This is a genomic window from Pantoea sp. SYBGC1 (genome assembly GCF_057197005.1).
This window is the reverse complement of the sequence record NZ_JBXUNM010000008.1, coordinates 57701-72626: the sequence shown is the minus strand read 5'-3', so window position 1 is coordinate 72626 and position 14926 is coordinate 57701. Positions and strand designations below refer to the sequence as shown.

The 14926-nt window shown below is 58.2% G+C and carries 13 protein-coding genes; 3 read left to right on the top strand and 10 right to left on the bottom strand.

The features are described 5' to 3' along the window. Positions 1-226: 226 nt before the first annotated feature. A complete protein-coding gene (gene purL / locus AC2CF9_RS13850; protein WP_484557266.1) occupies positions 227-4117 on the bottom strand; it encodes a phosphoribosylformylglycinamidine synthase in 3891 nt (1296 codons plus the stop codon). A gap of 270 nt (positions 4118-4387) precedes the next feature. Here purL and mltF point away from each other — a divergent pair, with 270 nt between their 5' ends. Continuing rightward, positions 4388-5845 (top strand): membrane-bound lytic murein transglycosylase MltF, encoded by a 1458-nt coding sequence (gene mltF, locus AC2CF9_RS13845; protein WP_150018144.1) that lies wholly within the window; start codon positions 4388-4390, stop codon positions 5843-5845. Here mltF and tadA read toward each other — a convergent pair. Beyond that, entirely contained in the window at positions 5842-6336 is a 495-nt protein-coding gene (tadA, locus tag AC2CF9_RS13840) for a tRNA adenosine(34) deaminase TadA (protein ID WP_150018143.1), read from the bottom strand. The genes mltF and tadA overlap by 4 nt on opposite strands. Before the next feature lie 57 nt (positions 6337-6393). Continuing rightward, on the bottom strand, positions 6394-7032 hold the full coding sequence (yfhb, locus tag AC2CF9_RS13835; protein ID WP_150018142.1) for a phosphatidylglycerophosphatase C: 639 nt from the start codon (positions 7030-7032) through the stop codon (positions 6394-6396). A 200-nt stretch (positions 7033-7232) separates the two neighbouring features. Between yfhb and AC2CF9_RS13830 the strand changes: the two genes are divergently transcribed. Both AC2CF9_RS13830 and AC2CF9_RS13825 read left to right on the top strand, forming a co-directional pair. Further along, entirely contained in the window at positions 7233-8072 is an 840-nt protein-coding gene (locus AC2CF9_RS13830) for a MurR/RpiR family transcriptional regulator (RefSeq protein ID WP_071667885.1), read from the top strand. A 56-nt stretch (positions 8073-8128) separates the two neighbouring features. Continuing rightward, positions 8129-8380 carry a YfhL family 4Fe-4S dicluster ferredoxin gene (locus AC2CF9_RS13825; RefSeq protein WP_071667884.1) on the top strand — a complete coding sequence of 84 codons (252 nt, stop codon included), beginning with the start codon at positions 8129-8131 and terminating at the stop codon, positions 8378-8380. An 11-nt stretch (positions 8381-8391) separates the two neighbouring features. On the opposite strand, the gene acpS is transcribed toward AC2CF9_RS13825, so the two are convergent. The 7 genes from acpS to lepA form a co-directional block, all read right to left on the bottom strand. Further along, a complete protein-coding gene (gene acpS, locus AC2CF9_RS13820; protein WP_039379688.1) occupies positions 8392-8772 on the bottom strand; it encodes a holo-ACP synthase in 381 nt (126 codons plus the stop codon). Continuing rightward, entirely contained in the window at positions 8772-9503 is a 732-nt protein-coding gene (pdxJ, locus tag AC2CF9_RS13815; protein ID WP_094111706.1) for a pyridoxine 5'-phosphate synthase, read from the bottom strand. Before pdxJ ends, acpS begins: the two co-directional genes overlap by 1 nt. A gap of 70 nt (positions 9504-9573) precedes the next feature. Next, entirely contained in the window at positions 9574-10302 is a 729-nt protein-coding gene (gene recO, locus AC2CF9_RS13810; protein WP_039379693.1) for a DNA repair protein RecO, read from the bottom strand. 3 nt (positions 10303-10305) lie between these two features. After that, the gene (era, locus tag AC2CF9_RS13805) at positions 10306-11211 is read right to left on the bottom strand and encodes a GTPase Era (protein ID WP_150018140.1); all 906 of its coding nucleotides are present in this window, start codon (positions 11209-11211) and stop codon (positions 10306-10308) included. Positions 11212-11259: 48 nt separating this feature from the next. Then, positions 11260-11940: a ribonuclease III gene (rnc, locus tag AC2CF9_RS13800; protein ID WP_039379698.1), complete on the bottom strand. Its 681-nt coding sequence runs from the start codon at positions 11938-11940 to the stop codon at positions 11260-11262. A gap of 111 nt (positions 11941-12051) precedes the next feature. Beyond that, positions 12052-13023 (bottom strand): signal peptidase I, encoded by a 972-nt coding sequence (gene lepB, locus AC2CF9_RS13795; RefSeq protein WP_104085297.1) that lies wholly within the window; start codon positions 13021-13023, stop codon positions 12052-12054. A gap of 9 nt (positions 13024-13032) precedes the next feature. Next, complete coding sequence (lepA, locus tag AC2CF9_RS13790) at positions 13033-14832, bottom strand: translation elongation factor 4 (protein ID WP_108569434.1); 1800 nt, start codon at positions 14830-14832, stop codon at positions 13033-13035. Positions 14833-14926: the final 94 nt, after the last annotated feature.

Below are 14926 nucleotides of genomic sequence, written 5' to 3'. Positions count from 1 at the left end.
GGTAGCCGTGAGCTGCTGACCACATGAAAGTGTCTCTGCTTAGCGACGCATTTAGCCTGGATTTTTCCGATTAATATAAATCAAAGAGTTAAGTGTCTCCAGAAAGAGACAGTGCGGCAGGCGATTTGTCAGAATTGAGCGACAGTCGTCTGCGTCAGATAAAAAAGCCGCCCTTTACTGCGGCGGCTTTTTTTACTGTTTACAGGCACCTGCTGTGAAACGCAGATTAGCCCAGCTGCTTACGCGCATTACGGAAAATGCGCATCCACGGGCTGTCTTCGCCCCACTCTGCCGGATGCCAGGAGTTGCTGACGGTACGGAAGACGCGCTCCGGATGCGGCATCATGATCGTAACGCGACCGCTTTCGTTGGTGACCGCCGTGATACCGTTTGGCGAGCCGTTCGGGTTAGCCGGATAGCTTTCGGTCACTTTACCGAAGTTATCCGTGAAGCGCAGTGCCACCAGGCCTTTTGCTTCCAGCGCCGCCAGATGGGCGCCGTCGCGCACTTCAACAAAGCCTTCACCGTGTGATACCGCAATCGGCATGCGCGAACCCGCCATCCCCTCCAGCAGCAGCGACGGACTGGCCGCCACTTCCACCAGGCTGAAACGCGCTTCAAAGCGCTCAGACTGATTGCGGACAAAACGCGGCCACAGCTCGCTGCCGGGGATCACTTCGCGCAGGTTTGACATCATCTGACAGCCGTTGCAGACCCCCAGCGCCAGCGTCTGTGGACGATGGAAGAAGTTTTCAAACTCGTCGCGCACGCGCCCGTTAAACAGAATCGATTTTGCCCAGCCTTCGCCGGCACCCAGCACGTCGCCGTAAGAGAAGCCACCGCACGCCACCAGCGCATGGAACTCCTCCAGGCCGCGACGTCCCGCCAGCAGATCGCTCATGTGCACATCCACAGCGGTAAAGCCGGCGCGATGGAAGGCTACCGCCATCTCAACGTGTGAGTTGACGCCCTGCTCGCGCAGCACGGCGATGCGCGGGCGCACGCCGGTGGCGATCATCGGCGCAGCCACATCCTCTTCCGGCCGGAAGGTCAGCTGAGCGTTCAGGCCCGGATCGCTGTCGTTTTGCTTCGCCTCATGCTCCTGATCGGCACAGGCCGGATTATCACGCAGGCGCTGCATCTGCCAGGTGGTTTCGGCCCACCAGGTACGCAGCGTCGTGCGGCTTTCGCTGTAGACCGGATGCTCGCCGGCGCGGATCACAAAACGGTCGCCCGGCAGCGCCTTGCCAATCACGTGCAGCACGCTGCGCAGACCGTGGTCAGCAAACACCTTCTCTACCGCCGCCAGATCGGCCTCTTTAATCTGCAGCACCGCACCCAGTTCTTCGGTGAACAGCGCCGCCAGCGCATCGCTGCCCAGCGCGGCGATATCCGCCTCAATACCGCAGTGGCCGGTAAAGGCCATCTCCGCCAGCGTCACCAGCAGCCCGCCGTCGGAACGGTCGTGGTAAGCCAGCAGCTTCTGTTCGCTGACCAGCGTCTGGATAGCGTTGAAGAAGCCCGCCAGCTGTGCGGCATCGCGCACGTCAGCCGGCTTATCGCCCAGCTGACGATAGACCTGCGACAGCGCGGTTGCGCCCAGCGTGTTGGCACCGTTACCGAGGTCCACCAGCAGCAGCAGGTTATCCTGCTCCGCCTGCAGCTGCGGCGTTACGGTACGCCGGACATCTTCCACGCGCGCAAACGCGGTGATCACCAGCGAGAGCGGCGAGGTCATTTCGCGCTCTTCATTGCCCTGCTGCCAGCGGGTTTTCATCGACATGGAGTCTTTGCCGACCGGGATAGTGATCCCCAGCGCCGGGCAGAGCTCTTCGCCAACGGCTTTGACCGCTTCGTAAAGGCCGGCATCCTCACCCGGATGTCCGGCTGCTGCCATCCAGTTCGCAGAAAGCTTCACGCGCTTCAGTGAACCAATCGCGGTAGCGGCCAGGTTAGTGAGCGCTTCGCCTACCGCCAGACGCCCGGAGGCGGCAAAATCGAGCAGCGCGACCGGGGCGCGTTCGCCCAGGGCGAAAGCTTCGCCGTGATAGCTGTCGAGGCTGGCCGTGGTCACGGCGCAGTTTGCCACCGGGATCTGCCACGGCCCCACCATCTGATCGCGCGCCACCATGCCGGTCACGGAACGGTCGCCGATGGTGATAAGAAACGTTTTCTCAGCCACCGTGGGCAGATGCAGCACGCGGTTAACCGCATCCGCAATCGTGATGCCGTTACGCTGCAGCGCGTCGCCTTTTGCCTGCTGCCGCGTGACGTCGCGCGTCATTTTTGGCGTTTTGCCCAGCAGAACATCCAGCGGCATGTCGATAGGCTTGTTGTCAAAATGGCTGTCGCTCAGCGAGAGGTGCTGCTCTTCAGTCGCCTCGCCAATTACCGCGTAAGGGGCGCGCTCGCGCTGGCACAGCTCATCAAACAGCGCCAGCTTCTCTGGCGCAACGGCCAGCACATAGCGCTCCTGCGACTCGTTACACCACACTTCCAGCGGGCTCATGCCCGGCTCATCGCTGAGAATGTCGCGCAGATTGAAGTTACCACCGCGTCCGCCATCACTGACCAGCTCAGGCATGGCGTTAGAGAGACCGCCTGCGCCGACGTCGTGAATAAACAGAATCGGGTTGGCTTCGCCCAGCTGCCAGCAGCGGTCGATCACTTCCTGACAGCGGCGCTCCATTTCCGGGTTGTCGCGCTGCACTGAGGCAAAATCGAGGTCGGCATCGGACTGACCGGAGGCCATGGATGAGGCCGCACCGCCGCCGAGGCCGATATTCATCGCCGGCCCGCCCAGCACAATCAGTTTGGCGCCCACGACGATCTCGCCTTTCTGCACGTGATCCGCACGAATATTGCCAATACCGCCTGCCAGCATGATCGGCTTATGGTAGCCGCGCAGTTCAACGCCGTTGTGGCTGTTAACCTGCTCTTCATAGGTGCGGAAATAACCGTTCAGCGCCGGACGGCCAAATTCATTGTTAAACGCTGCGCCGCCCAGCGGGCCTTCGGTCATGATATCCAGTGCGGTAACAATACGCTCCGGCTTGCCGAAATCCTCTTCCCACGGCTGCTCAAAGCCCGGGATGCGCAGATTGGAAACGGAAAAGCCGGTCAGACCCGCTTTCGGTTTGGCGCCACGCCCGGTTGCGCCTTCATCGCGGATTTCACCACCTGAACCGGTGGCGGCACCCGGCCAGGGAGAGATAGCGGTTGGATGGTTATGCGTCTCTACCTTCATCAGAATATGCGCGGCTTCCTGATGAAAAGCGTACTCGCCCTGCTGCGCATCAGCGTAGAAGCGGCCAACTTCCGAGCCTTCCATCACGGCAGCGTTATCTTTATAGGCTGACAGTACGTGATCGGGATGCTGCTCAAACGTATTTTTGATCATCTTAAACAGCGATTTGGGCTGTTTTTCGCCATCGATGATCCAGTCAGCGTTGAAAATTTTGTGGCGACAGTGCTCTGAGTTCGCCTGCGCAAACATATAGAGTTCAATGTCGTTGGGGTTGCGACCCAGACGGGTAAAGGCATCCAGCAGGTAGTCTATTTCGTCATCCGCCAGCGCCAGGCCCAGCGTGCTATTCGCCTGCTCCAGCGCCTGACGTCCGGTTCCCAGCACGTCAACGCTCTGCAGCGGCTGCGGCGCGTGATGAGCAAACAGCTGCTCTGCCGCCTGCAGATCGCTGAATACGCACTCCATCATGCGATCGTGCAGCAGGCCAGCCAGCTGCTGCCACTGCGTTTCTGTCAGCTGCGGCGCCTGAACATAGAACGCCAGGCCGCGCTCCAGGCGCTTAACCTGCGGCAGATCGCAGTTGTGAGCAATGTCCGTGGCTTTCGATGACCAGGGAGAGATAGTGCCGGGACGCGGCGTAACCAGCAGCAGACGCCCTTGAGGCGCATGTTCAGCGAGAGAAGGGCCATATTTCAGCAGACGCTGCAGGCGGGCGTGTTCATCCGCGCTGAGCGGTGCGGCAACATCAGCAAAATGGACATACTCGGCGTAAATATCACTCACCGGCAGATGAGCGTTCTGAAAGCGGGTCAGCAGTTTGTTTACACGAAATGCTGACAGAGCGGGCGAACCACGCAGAATTTCCATCATTAAAGATCTCTCGTCTTCGAAGCGCCGGGCGACGCTTCATTGGGCGCAACAGGGAAAACGGGCGGTATTATAGAGAAAGCGCGCGGGTAACGAAACCGTTTGCGCAGAAAAACTGCCATACGGGATTTGCCTGAATTTTGCGCAAAACTTGCTATATGAGTTGCCCTGTTTCGCTTTGTTGCGCAAAATGCCCCTCGCTCTGGGAGTAAAAAACAATACCAATACTGCCTTTAAAGGACAGAGGCCTGTGAGCCATTAAGAGACAACTATTTGAAACGCCTAAAATTAAATTATCTGTTTATCGGTCTGATCACCGTGCTGCTGGCGCTGGCGCTGTGGCCGGCAATCCCCTGGTACGGGGGCGATCGGGACGCGCTGACAGCGATCAAATCACGCGGTGTGTTGCGCATCAGCACCGTTAATTCGCCACTGACCTATTACACCGTCAATCAGGCACCGGCTGGCATGGATTACGAGCTGGCAAAGCGCTTTGCAGACTACCTCGGCGTCAGGCTGGAAGTCACTGTGCGACCCAGCCTGGGCGATCTGTTTGACGACCTTGATGACGGAAAAGCCGATCTGCTCGCCGCCGGGCTTATCTATAACAGCGAGCGTCTGGCGCACTATCAGGCCGGCCCCAGCTACTATTCGGTGTCGCAGCAGCTGGTTTACCGTATCGATAAACCGCGTCCGCGCACGCTGGGCGATCTGAAAGGCCGTCTGGTGGTGCAGTCCGGCTCAGCCTATCTCTCTACGCTGCGGGCAGAAAAAGCCAACAGCTATCCCGATCTCGACTGGGCCATCGCCACCGATCAGGGACAGAAAGCGCTGCTGGAGGCGGTGGCTGACGGCAAGCTCGACTACACGGTAGGCGACTCGGTAACCGTGGGCCTGCTGCAGCGTATTCATCCGCAGCTGGCGGTAGCCTTTGATATTACCGATGAAGAGCCGGTGACCTGGTATCTGCCGCGCAATGCTGACAGCAGCCTTAACGCGGCCATGCTCGATTTCTACAGCCAGATGGGTGAAGAAGGCACCATGGCGCGGCTGGAGGAGAAGTATCTCGGTCACGTTGGCACGTTTGATTATGTTGATACCCGCACCTTCCTGCGCGCGATTGACAATACGCTGCCGGATATCAAACCGCTGTTTGAGAAATATGCGGCGAGCATGGACTGGCGCCTGCTGGCGGCGATCTCCTATCAGGAGTCGCACTGGAATCCGCAGGCGACCTCGCCCACCGGCGTGCGCGGCATGATGATGCTGACGCGCAACACGGCGGATAGTCTCAACGTTGATGACCGGCTCGATCCGGAGCAGAGCATTCGCGGCGGCAGTGAGTATCTGCAGCGCATGATGGATAAAGTGCCGGCGAGCGTGCCTGATGACGAGCGCATCTGGTTTGCGCTGGCAGCCTACAATATGGGATATGCGCACATGCTCGACGTGCGCCGGCTGACGGCAAAACAGGGCGGTAACCCTGACAGCTGGGCGGATGTGAAGCTGCGTCTGCCGATGCTCAGCCAGAAGCGCTACTACGCGCAAACCACTTATGGCTATGCGCGCGGGCATGAAGCGTATAACTACGTGGAGAATATCCGCAAATATCAGCTAAGCCTGGTGGGCTATCTGCAGGAGCAGGAGCGCCGCCTGGCGCAGCGTTCGGCGCTGGAAGCGGAGCTGGGCGCCGGTTATCCGGCGGTTGAGCCTAAAATTGCCATGAACTAATTTGCGCGCTGTGCCTGACGCAGCGCGCGCTTCTGCTCGCGCCGCATACGAAAAAAGTCGCTCAGCATGCCGGCGCACTCCTCCGCCAGCACGCCGCAGGCAATCTCAATCTGATGGTTCATCCCCGGGTGCCCCAGTACATCCAGCAGCGAACCGGCCGCGCCGGTTTTTACATCTTTTGCGCCGTAGACCAGGCGCGTAATGCGGCTGTGGACCATGGCGCCGGCGCACATGACGCACGGCTCCAGCGTGACATAGAGCGTGGTATCCAGCAGGCGATAGTTATCCAGCACTTTGCCGCCCTGGCGCAGCGCCATGATCTCCGCGTGTGCCGTGGGATCGCACTGGCCAATCGGCCGGTTCCAGCCCTCGCCTATGACCTTGTCTCCCTGCACCAGCACGGCTCCGACCGGCACCTCACCCTGCTCCCGGGCACGCTGCGCCAGCTGCAGCGCATAACGCATCCAGTATTCATCAGTTTGTGGCTTCACCGGGTAACTCCTGCAGAATCAAAAGGCGGCGCATTATAGACAAAAACGCCGCGCGATTCACTCCAGCTGCTGCAGTTCACCGCGCGGCGTAACGCGCCAGCGATGCTGGCAGAAAAACAGCAGCGGGTTATCCTGCTTGCTGTCGCTATAGCCGCTGTAGAGCTGCAGCGGCGTGCCAATCTGTTCTTCCAGCTGCGCCACCTTTTCGTGGCCCAGGCAGCGCATCGCCAGCACGCGTCCGCCGCGTCCTGGCCGCATCTGACTGGCAATCAGCTTCACACGCGGCAGAAAAGCGGAATCAAAATAGACCTGCTCCACCAGCGACTGCGGTGAGCCGGTAATCAGCCACACGTCTGCATCGCTGCTCTGCAGGTAATCGGTCAGGCGCTGCTGCACTACCGGAAACGCCACTACCCGCTCGCGGAACCACTGCGCAAACTCCGCTTCACGCGCGCGCAGGCGCGTTTCACTGTGTCCGAACGTGATCGCCCAGAGTAGCAGACTCATTGGCCAGCGCGCTGCCCGGCCTTTAATCAGCAGCCCGAGGCCAATAACCGGCAGCAGCGGCACCACCAGCAGCAGATTCAGCGGCTGCCGGCGCAGTAAAAAGCGCATAAAGGTGCCAAACATATCCTGCTGATGCAGCGTGCCGTCCAGGTCGAAAAATACGACGCGACGTTGCGAGTCCTGTGTCAAACCCCTCTCCTTTTTTAAATCAGTTGCTGCTCTAAAGTGTAGCCAGCAACCGCGCTTAGCGAAGCTGTGATTTTTAATTCCGCTAGCTACAAAGCCCACTGAATAGTTTATTCTTGGTAGCACGGAGTATTGACTATTGCTGCGCATGCTGCGGAGACGTTACCCGCGCCATGCTATAAAACCGGGAGTAAGGATCGAACATGAGTTCACTGCTGCGAATCCGCCAGCTCTATCCCCGGCTGGCGCTGAATGAGCGCCGGCTGGCCGATTTTTTACTGTCACAGCCCGATCGGGCGCGCCATCTCAGCTCGCAGAAGCTGGCTGAAGAGGCGGGCGTCAGCCAGTCGAGCGTGGTGAAATTTGCGCAGAAGCTGGGTTATAAAGGATTTCCCGCGCTGAAGCTGGCGCTGAGTGAATCGCTGGCGGATCGCGATGCGATCACCGTGCATAACCATATCCTCAGTGACGATCCGCTGAAGATCGTGGGAGAGAAGCTGCTGACGGAGAAGATCTCCGCGATCCGCGCCACGCTGGATATCAACAGCGAAGAGAAGCTGATGGAGACGCTGCATCTGCTGAAAAATGCCAATCGCATTCTGCTGGTGGGTATCGGGGCATCCGGCCTGGTGGCGAAAGATTTCTCCTGGAAACTGATGAAAATCGGTATCAATGCAGTGGCAGAGCAGGATATGCACGCCCTGCTCGCCAGCGTACAGGCGATGGCGCCGGGCGATGTCCTGCTGGCGATCTCCTACACCGGCGAACGGCGCGAAATCAATCTGGCGGCGCAGGAAGCGGCCGCTATCGGCGCGGATGTGGTGGCCTTTACCGGTTTTACGCCAAACGCGCTGCAGCAGTGCGCGTCAATCTGCCTCTATACCGTTGCAGAGGAGCAGAGCACGCGCAGCGCGGCAATCTCCTCAACCAGCGCCCAGCTGGCCCTGACAGACTTGCTGTTTATGGCGCTGGTGCAGCACGATCCGGAGCGGGCATCAAGCCACATCCGCCACAGCGAAGCGCTGGTGAAAAAGCTGATATAAGCGTCAAACCAGCTTATAATGACCGCGTTTTTATTGAGGATTAATGGATGTGAAGAATGGCGTTACTGATTACGGCGAAATGTATTAACTGCGACATGTGTGAGCCGGAGTGTCCCAATCAGGCTATCGCGCTGGGTGAGGCGATATATGAAATCGATCCGGCGCGCTGCACCGAGTGCGTGGGGCATTATGAAACGCCAACCTGCCAGAGCGTCTGTCCTATCGACAATACGATTATCAGCGACCCGCAGCGCGCCGAAAGCCGCGACGCGCTGTGGGAGAAATTCGTACAGCTCTGGCCGCACTGAGCGCGTAACGCTCAGTCCTCGATGATCACCGTGGCACAGGCGTAGTGGCGCTCATCAGCCAGCGTCACGTGCACGCGCTGCACGCCAAGCCGTTCAGCAATGATGCTCGCCTGCTCAAAAAAGCGCAGACCCGGTTTTCCCAGCGCATCGTTGAACACCTCAAACTGATTAAACGCCAGTCCGCCGCGGATCCCGGTGCCAAAGGCTTTGGCCGCCGCCTCTTTTACGGCGAAGCGCTTGGCAAGAAAACGCACCGGCTGCTGATGCGCCTGATACTGCTGCCACTCCGCGTCACTCAGTACGCGGCGCGCCAGGCGATCGCCGGATCGTTCGATAACGCCGGCGATGCGCTCAATTTCCACGATATCGCTGCCGAGGCCGAGAATCGCCATCAGCGCCGCGCTTCCCGCATCAGCTGCTTCATTTCGCTTACCGCATCTGCCAGCCCGCTGAAGAGCGCGCGGCCGATAATGGCATGGCCGATATTCAGCTCATGCATCTCCGGCAGCGCCGCAATTGGCTGCACATTGTGATAAGTCAGCCCGTGGCCGGCATTGACCTTCAGCCCGAGAGAGGCAGCGTAGTGCGCTGCTTCACGAATACGCATCAGCTCGGCGTCACGCGCCTGCCCTTCCGGCGCTTCGGCGTACGCGCCGGTATGAATTTCAATATAAGGCGCGCCGCTGGCAACCGCTGCGTCAATCTGCCGGCGATCGGCATCGATAAACAGTGACACCAGTATGCCCGCCTCTGACAGCTGCTGTACCGCTGCGCTGACGCTCGCCTGCTGGCCCGCCACGTCCAGGCCGCCCTCCGTGGTGACCTCCTGACGCTTCTCCGGCACCAGGCAGACAAAGTGCGGCCGGATGTCACAGGCGATAGCGATCATCTCATCTGTGACCGCCATCTCCAGGTTCATTCGCGTCTGAATGGTATCGCGCAGGATACGCACATCGCGATCGGTGATATGCCGGCGGTCTTCCCGCAGATGCACGGTAATACCATCAGCGCCCGCCTGCTCGGCCACGAAGGCAGCCTGTACCGGATCGGGATAGTGGGTGCCACGCGCGTTACGTACGGTAGCGATATGATCAATATTGACGCCTAACAGCAACTCAGCCATAACTACGCTTCTCTTGGTTTAATGTCAGTGCAGTGTATCGCGACGATACGTTCAGGTGGTCTGACCGCCGCTACGCCTGCGGCGCATCAGGTTTCTTCTTTGGAATAAACTGACGAAACAGCTCCTGACTCTTCAGCGGTTTGCCGCCGAGATAGGGCTTTAGCGCAATGCGCGTAAAGCGCTTGGCGGCCCGCAGGCTATCGGCATCGGGGAAACTGCGCGCTTCAATGGCGCGCAGCTGGTGACCGGTAAAGCTGCGCTGATTCAGCACCAGGCTGGCGATAAAGCCCTTCTCTTCGCGGTAGCTGTAGGTCATGGCGTCGTCGATCGCCTCGCCGCTGCCGGCGCAGTGCAGAAAATCGACGCCGTAGCCGAGATGCCCGAGCAGCGCCAGCTCAAAACGGCGCAGCGCCGGTTCCGGCGAGGCGGTGCCGGCAGCCAGCTCCTGAATACAGTTCAGATAATCGAAAAAGAGTTCAGAAAAGGGGATCTCCTGCTCCAGCACGCGCGACAGCAGTTCATTGACATAGAGACCGCAGTAGAGCGTGATGCCGCTGAGCGGCAGCGCCAGCGAAACCGCTTCAGCATTACGCAGCGTTTTGACTTCACCGCGTCCGCCCCAACGGACCAGCAGCGGCGTAAAAGGCTGCAGGGTGCCTTTCAGCTGAGAGCGACGCGAGCGCGCGCCTTTAGCCAGAACGCGAACGCGTCCCTGACTTTCCGTAAAGAGATCGAGCAGCAGGCTGGTTTCGCTGTAGGGGCGACTATGCAGCACAAACGCGCGTTGCCAGCCTTCCATCAGTTACAGATCGTCTGTGTAGCCCAGGCTGCGCAGCGCACGTTCGTCGTCAGCCCAGCCCGATTTAACTTTCACCCAGAGTTCAAGGTGCACTTTGGCTTCAAACATCTCTTCCATGTCACGCCGCGCTTCAATGCCGATGGTTTTGATTTTCGACCCTTTATTGCCAATCACCATTTTCTTCTGGCCTTCACGCTCCACCAGAATCAGGCCATTGATGTCGTAGCCGCCGCGCTCGTTGGCCACAAACTGTTCAATCTCAACGGTCACGGAGTAAGGCAGCTCGGCGCCCAGAAAACGCATCAGCTTTTCGCGGATGATCTCTGAAGCCATAAAGCGCTGTGAGCGGTCGGTGATGTAATCTTCCGGGAAGTGGTGCTCCGCCAGCGGCAGACGCTTGCGGGCAATCTCAGCAATGGTATCGACATTTTTGCCATTCTCAGCAGAGATCGGCACGATATCGAGGAAATTCATCTGCTGGCTCAGGAACTGCAGGTGCGGCAGCAGGATACTTTTATCCTGAATGTTATCCACCTTGTTCACCGCCAGCACCACCGGGACTTTGCCGTCGCGCAGTTTGTTAAGCACCATCTCATCATCTGGCGTCCAGCGCGTGCCTTCCACGACGAAAATTACCAGTTCCACGTCGCCAATTGAGCTGCTGGCAGCACGGTTCATCAGGCGGTTAATCGCCCGCTTCTCTTCCATATGCAGCCCGGGCGTATCCACGTAGATCGCCTGATAAGCGCCCTCGGTGTGGATGCCCATAATACGGTGGCGCGTGGTTTGCGGTTTGCGTGAGGTGATCGAGACCTTCTGCCCCAGCAGCTGGTTCAGTAAGGTTGATTTACCGACGTTGGGCCGGCCTACAATCGCGACAAAGCCGCAATAAGTTTCGTGTTCGCTCATTCGGGTCCTGACTTAGTCAGCGCCGGGATGGCGCTGTCGTAAAACAATTTATTCGAGTCCAAGCTTAATCAAAGCCTGTTCGGCGGCAGCCTGTTCCGCTTTGCGGCGGCTGGAGCCTACGCCTACAACCGGATCGGCCATGCCACTCACCTGACAGTGAATGGTGAACTCCTGGTCGTGCGCTTCGCCCCGCACCTGCACCACCAGATAGGAAGGCAGCGGCAGATGGCGACCCTGCAGATACTCCTGCAGGCGCGTTTTGGGATCTTTCTGTTTATCGCCCGGGCTTATCTGCTCCAGACGGTTCAGATACCAGTCGAGAATCAGCTTCTCAACGGTCTGGATATTACTGTCGAGGAAGATGCCGCCAATCAGCGCCTCTACCGTATCCGCAAGGATCGACTCACGACGGAAACCGCCGCTTTTCAGTTCGCCTGGTCCAAGACGCAGGCACTCGCCCAGTTCAAACTCACGCGCCATCTCAGCCAGCGTATTGCCGCGCACCAGCGTGGCGCGCATGCGGCTCATATCGCCTTCGTCCACGCGCGGGAAGCGGTGGTAAAGCGCGTTGGCAATTACATAGCTGAGAATTGAATCGCCAAGAAATTCAAGCCGCTCGTTATGCTTGCTGCTGGCGCTGCGGTGTGTCAGGGCCTGCTGCAAAAGTTCCGGATGAGTAAAAGTGTAGCCCAGTTTGCGCTGCAGCTTAGTAATGAGAATGGGGTTCATGCGATTCCAGTTGTTCTGTGCGTCTGTAACTCTGCATACGAAACAGGGCTGATAGCAGCGCGTTCTGTTTCGTGTGCAGTGGCTTCCTGTCAGACAGGAAGCCACCCGTATTTAGTGAATGCCGCCGATACGGCTCAGGCGTACGCCTGTCGGCCACTCACCTTCCTGTTTTTCAAAGCTCATCCAGATAGCGACCGCTTTACCGACCAGATTCTTCTCAGGCACAAAGCCCCAGTAGCGGCTGTCGGCGCTGTTGTCACGGTTATCGCCCATCATGAAATATTGACCCTGCGGCACCACCCAGGTCGCCTGCGGCTGGCCCGGCTGCTGATAGTACATGTTCGCCTGGCTCTGCGCCTCATTCACCAGCAGAATATTGTGCGTCACATCGCCCAGCGTCTCTTTGCGCGTCCCGAGACGCAGGCCACCGCGCAGCGTTTCACCCTGCGGTTTACGGAAGAAGCCGTTGCCGGTCTCGTTGCCGTCAAAGCCGCTGAACGTCTGGATAAAGTCGCTTGGCTCAATATTGGTATAGGTGACCGGCAGCGCCGTATCACATTTACCGTTACCGCAGCCAGGATTGATGGTCAGCGTTTTGCTGAACGGATCAAACACCACTTTGTCACCCGGCAGGCCAATCACGCGCTTAATGTAGTCAACGCTGGGATCTTTTGGATATTTAAACACGGCGACATCGCCGCGCTTTGGATGTCCGGTCGGGATCAGCGTGGTCTGCGTAATGGGATCTTTAATACCGTAGGCAAACTTCTCCACCAGAATAAAGTCGCCAATCAGCAGCGTTGGCATCATTGAGCCGGAGGGGATCTGAAAGGGTTCAAAAATAAATGAACGTACAATCAGTACCACCGCCAGCACCGGAAATACCGATGCCGCCGTTTCAATCCAGCCTGGCTGCGCAGCCACTTTCGCCAGCGTTTTGCTGTCGAGCGAGTTACCCGCCTGCGCCTGTGCAGCGGCCTGTTTTGCCCGACGCTCAGGTGCCCACTTCACGCGATCGATACACCAGATGATGCCGGTCAGCAGCGTAGCGATAACCAGAATCAGGGCGAACATGTTAGCCATTGTGGTTCCTTATTTGCTGTCTTTACCGACATGCAGAATGGCGAGGAAAGCTTCCTGCGGCAGCTCAACGTTGCCGACCTGCTTCATGCGCTTCTTACCATCTTTCTGTTTCTGCAACAGTTTTTTCTTACGGCTGACGTCACCGCCGTAGCATTTTGCCAGTACGTTTTTACGCAGCTGCTTCACGGTCGAACGCGCAATGATATGGTTGCCAATCGCCGCCTGAATCGCGATATCAAACTGCTGGCGCGGGATCAGATCTTTCATCTTCTCTACCAGCTCGCGACCGCGGTACTGCGAGTTATCGCGGTGGGTGATCAGCGCCAGGGCATCAACGCGCTCTGCGTTAATTAATACGTCCACGCGCACCATGTCTGACGCCTGGAAACGCTTGAAGTTATAATCCAGCGACGCATAGCCGCGCGACGTCGATTTCAGACGGTCGAAGAAGTCGAGTACCACTTCAGCCATCGGGATATCGTAGGTGAGCGCAACCTGATTGCCGTGGTAAACCATATTGGTCTGCACGCCACGCTTCTCCACGCACAGGGTAATCACGTTACCCAGATACTCCTGTGGCAGCAGCATGTGACACTCTGCAATCGGCTCACGCAGCTCTTCAATATTGTTGAGCGGCGGCAGCTTGGCCGGGCTGTCGACATATACCACTGCGCCATCGGTGGTTTGCACTTCATACACAACCGTTGGCGCAGTGGTGATCAGATCGAGATCGTACTCGCGCTCCAGGCGCTCCTGAATGATCTCCATATGCAGCAGACCCAGGAAGCCGCAGCGGAAACCAAAACCCAGCGCGGTTGAACTCTCTGGCTCATAGAACAGAGAGGCGTCGTTCAGGCTCAGCTTGCCCAGCGCGTCGCGGAATGACTCATAGTCATCTGAACTCACCGGGAAAAGACCGGCATAAACCTGCGGTTTAACCTTTTTAAAGCCAGGCAGCGCTTTGTCTGCCGGGTTGCGCTGCAGCGTCAGCGTATCGCCCACCGGCGCACCCAGAATGTCTTTGATGGCGCACACCAGCCAGCCCACTTCCCCGCACTTCAGCTCGGTGCGGTCAACCTGTTTAGGTGTGAAGATACCCAGGCGGTCAGCGTTATATACCTGACCGGTACTCATGACTTTGACCTTCTCGCCCTTGCGCAGCGTACCGTTTTTAATACGGATCAGGGAAACAACGCCAAGGTAGTTATCGAACCAGGAATCGATAATCAGCGCCTGCAGCGGGCCATCCGGATCGCCTTCCGGTGCCGGGATATCGCGCACCAGGCGCTCCAGCACATCCGGTACGCCGATGCCGGTTTTAGCCGAGCAGCGCACGGCATCTACGGCATCGATACCCACGATATCTTCAATCTCTTCGGCTACGCGCTCAGGATCGGCAGCGGGCAGGTCGATCTTATTCAGTACCGGTACCACTTCCAGATCCATTTCCATGGCGGTATAGCAGTTCGCCAGCGTCTGTGCTTCAACGCCCTGTCCTGCATCGACCACCAGCAGCGCCCCTTCACAGGCCGCCAGCGAGCGGGAAACTTCATACGAGAAGTCTACGTGGCCCGGGGTGTCGATAAAATTGAGCTGGTAAGTTTCACCGTCTGGCGCTGTGTAATCGAGCGTGACGCTCTGCGCTTTAATCGTAATACCGCGCTCGCGCTCCAGATCCATGGAATCAAGAACCTGCGCCGCCATCTCACGATCGCTCAGGCCACCACAAATCTGAATCAGACGATCGGAGAGCGTTGATTTGCCGTGGTCAATGTGAGCAATAATAGAGAAATTTCGTATGTGCTTCATTTATATGAATATCTTCACGTAGAGAATCAGTTGGAAACGTGAGCACAGACACATTCAGGCAAGCGATCTTTACCCGGAACCCTGTCGGCCTCAT

Excerpts from the sequence above, each read along its gene's own strand:
- acpS (WP_039379688.1), bottom strand. The coding sequence starts at position 8,772 with ATGGCGATTCTCGGCCTCGGCAGCGATATCGTGGAAATTGAGCGCATC.
- rnc (WP_039379698.1), bottom strand. The coding sequence starts at position 11,940 with ATGAACCCCATTCTCATTACTAAGCTGCAGCGCAAACTGGGCTACACT.
- era (WP_150018140.1), bottom strand. The coding sequence starts at position 11,211 with ATGAGCGAACACGAAACTTATTGCGGCTTTGTCGCGATTGTAGGCCGG.
- AC2CF9_RS13825 (WP_071667884.1), top strand. The coding sequence starts at position 8,129 with ATGGCGTTACTGATTACGGCGAAATGTATTAACTGCGACATGTGTGAG.
- recO (WP_039379693.1), bottom strand. The coding sequence starts at position 10,302 with ATGGAAGGCTGGCAACGCGCGTTTGTGCTGCATAGTCGCCCCTACAGC.
- purL (WP_484557266.1), bottom strand. The coding sequence starts at position 4,117 with ATGATGGAAATTCTGCGTGGTTCGCCCGCTCTGTCAGCATTTCGTGTA.
- pdxJ (WP_094111706.1), bottom strand. The coding sequence starts at position 9,503 with ATGGCTGAGTTGCTGTTAGGCGTCAATATTGATCATATCGCTACCGTA.
- lepA (WP_108569434.1), bottom strand. The coding sequence starts at position 14,832 with ATGAAGCACATACGAAATTTCTCTATTATTGCTCACATTGACCACGGC.
- lepB (WP_104085297.1), bottom strand. The coding sequence starts at position 13,023 with ATGGCTAACATGTTCGCCCTGATTCTGGTTATCGCTACGCTGCTGACC.
- AC2CF9_RS13830 (WP_071667885.1), top strand. The coding sequence starts at position 7,233 with ATGAGTTCACTGCTGCGAATCCGCCAGCTCTATCCCCGGCTGGCGCTG.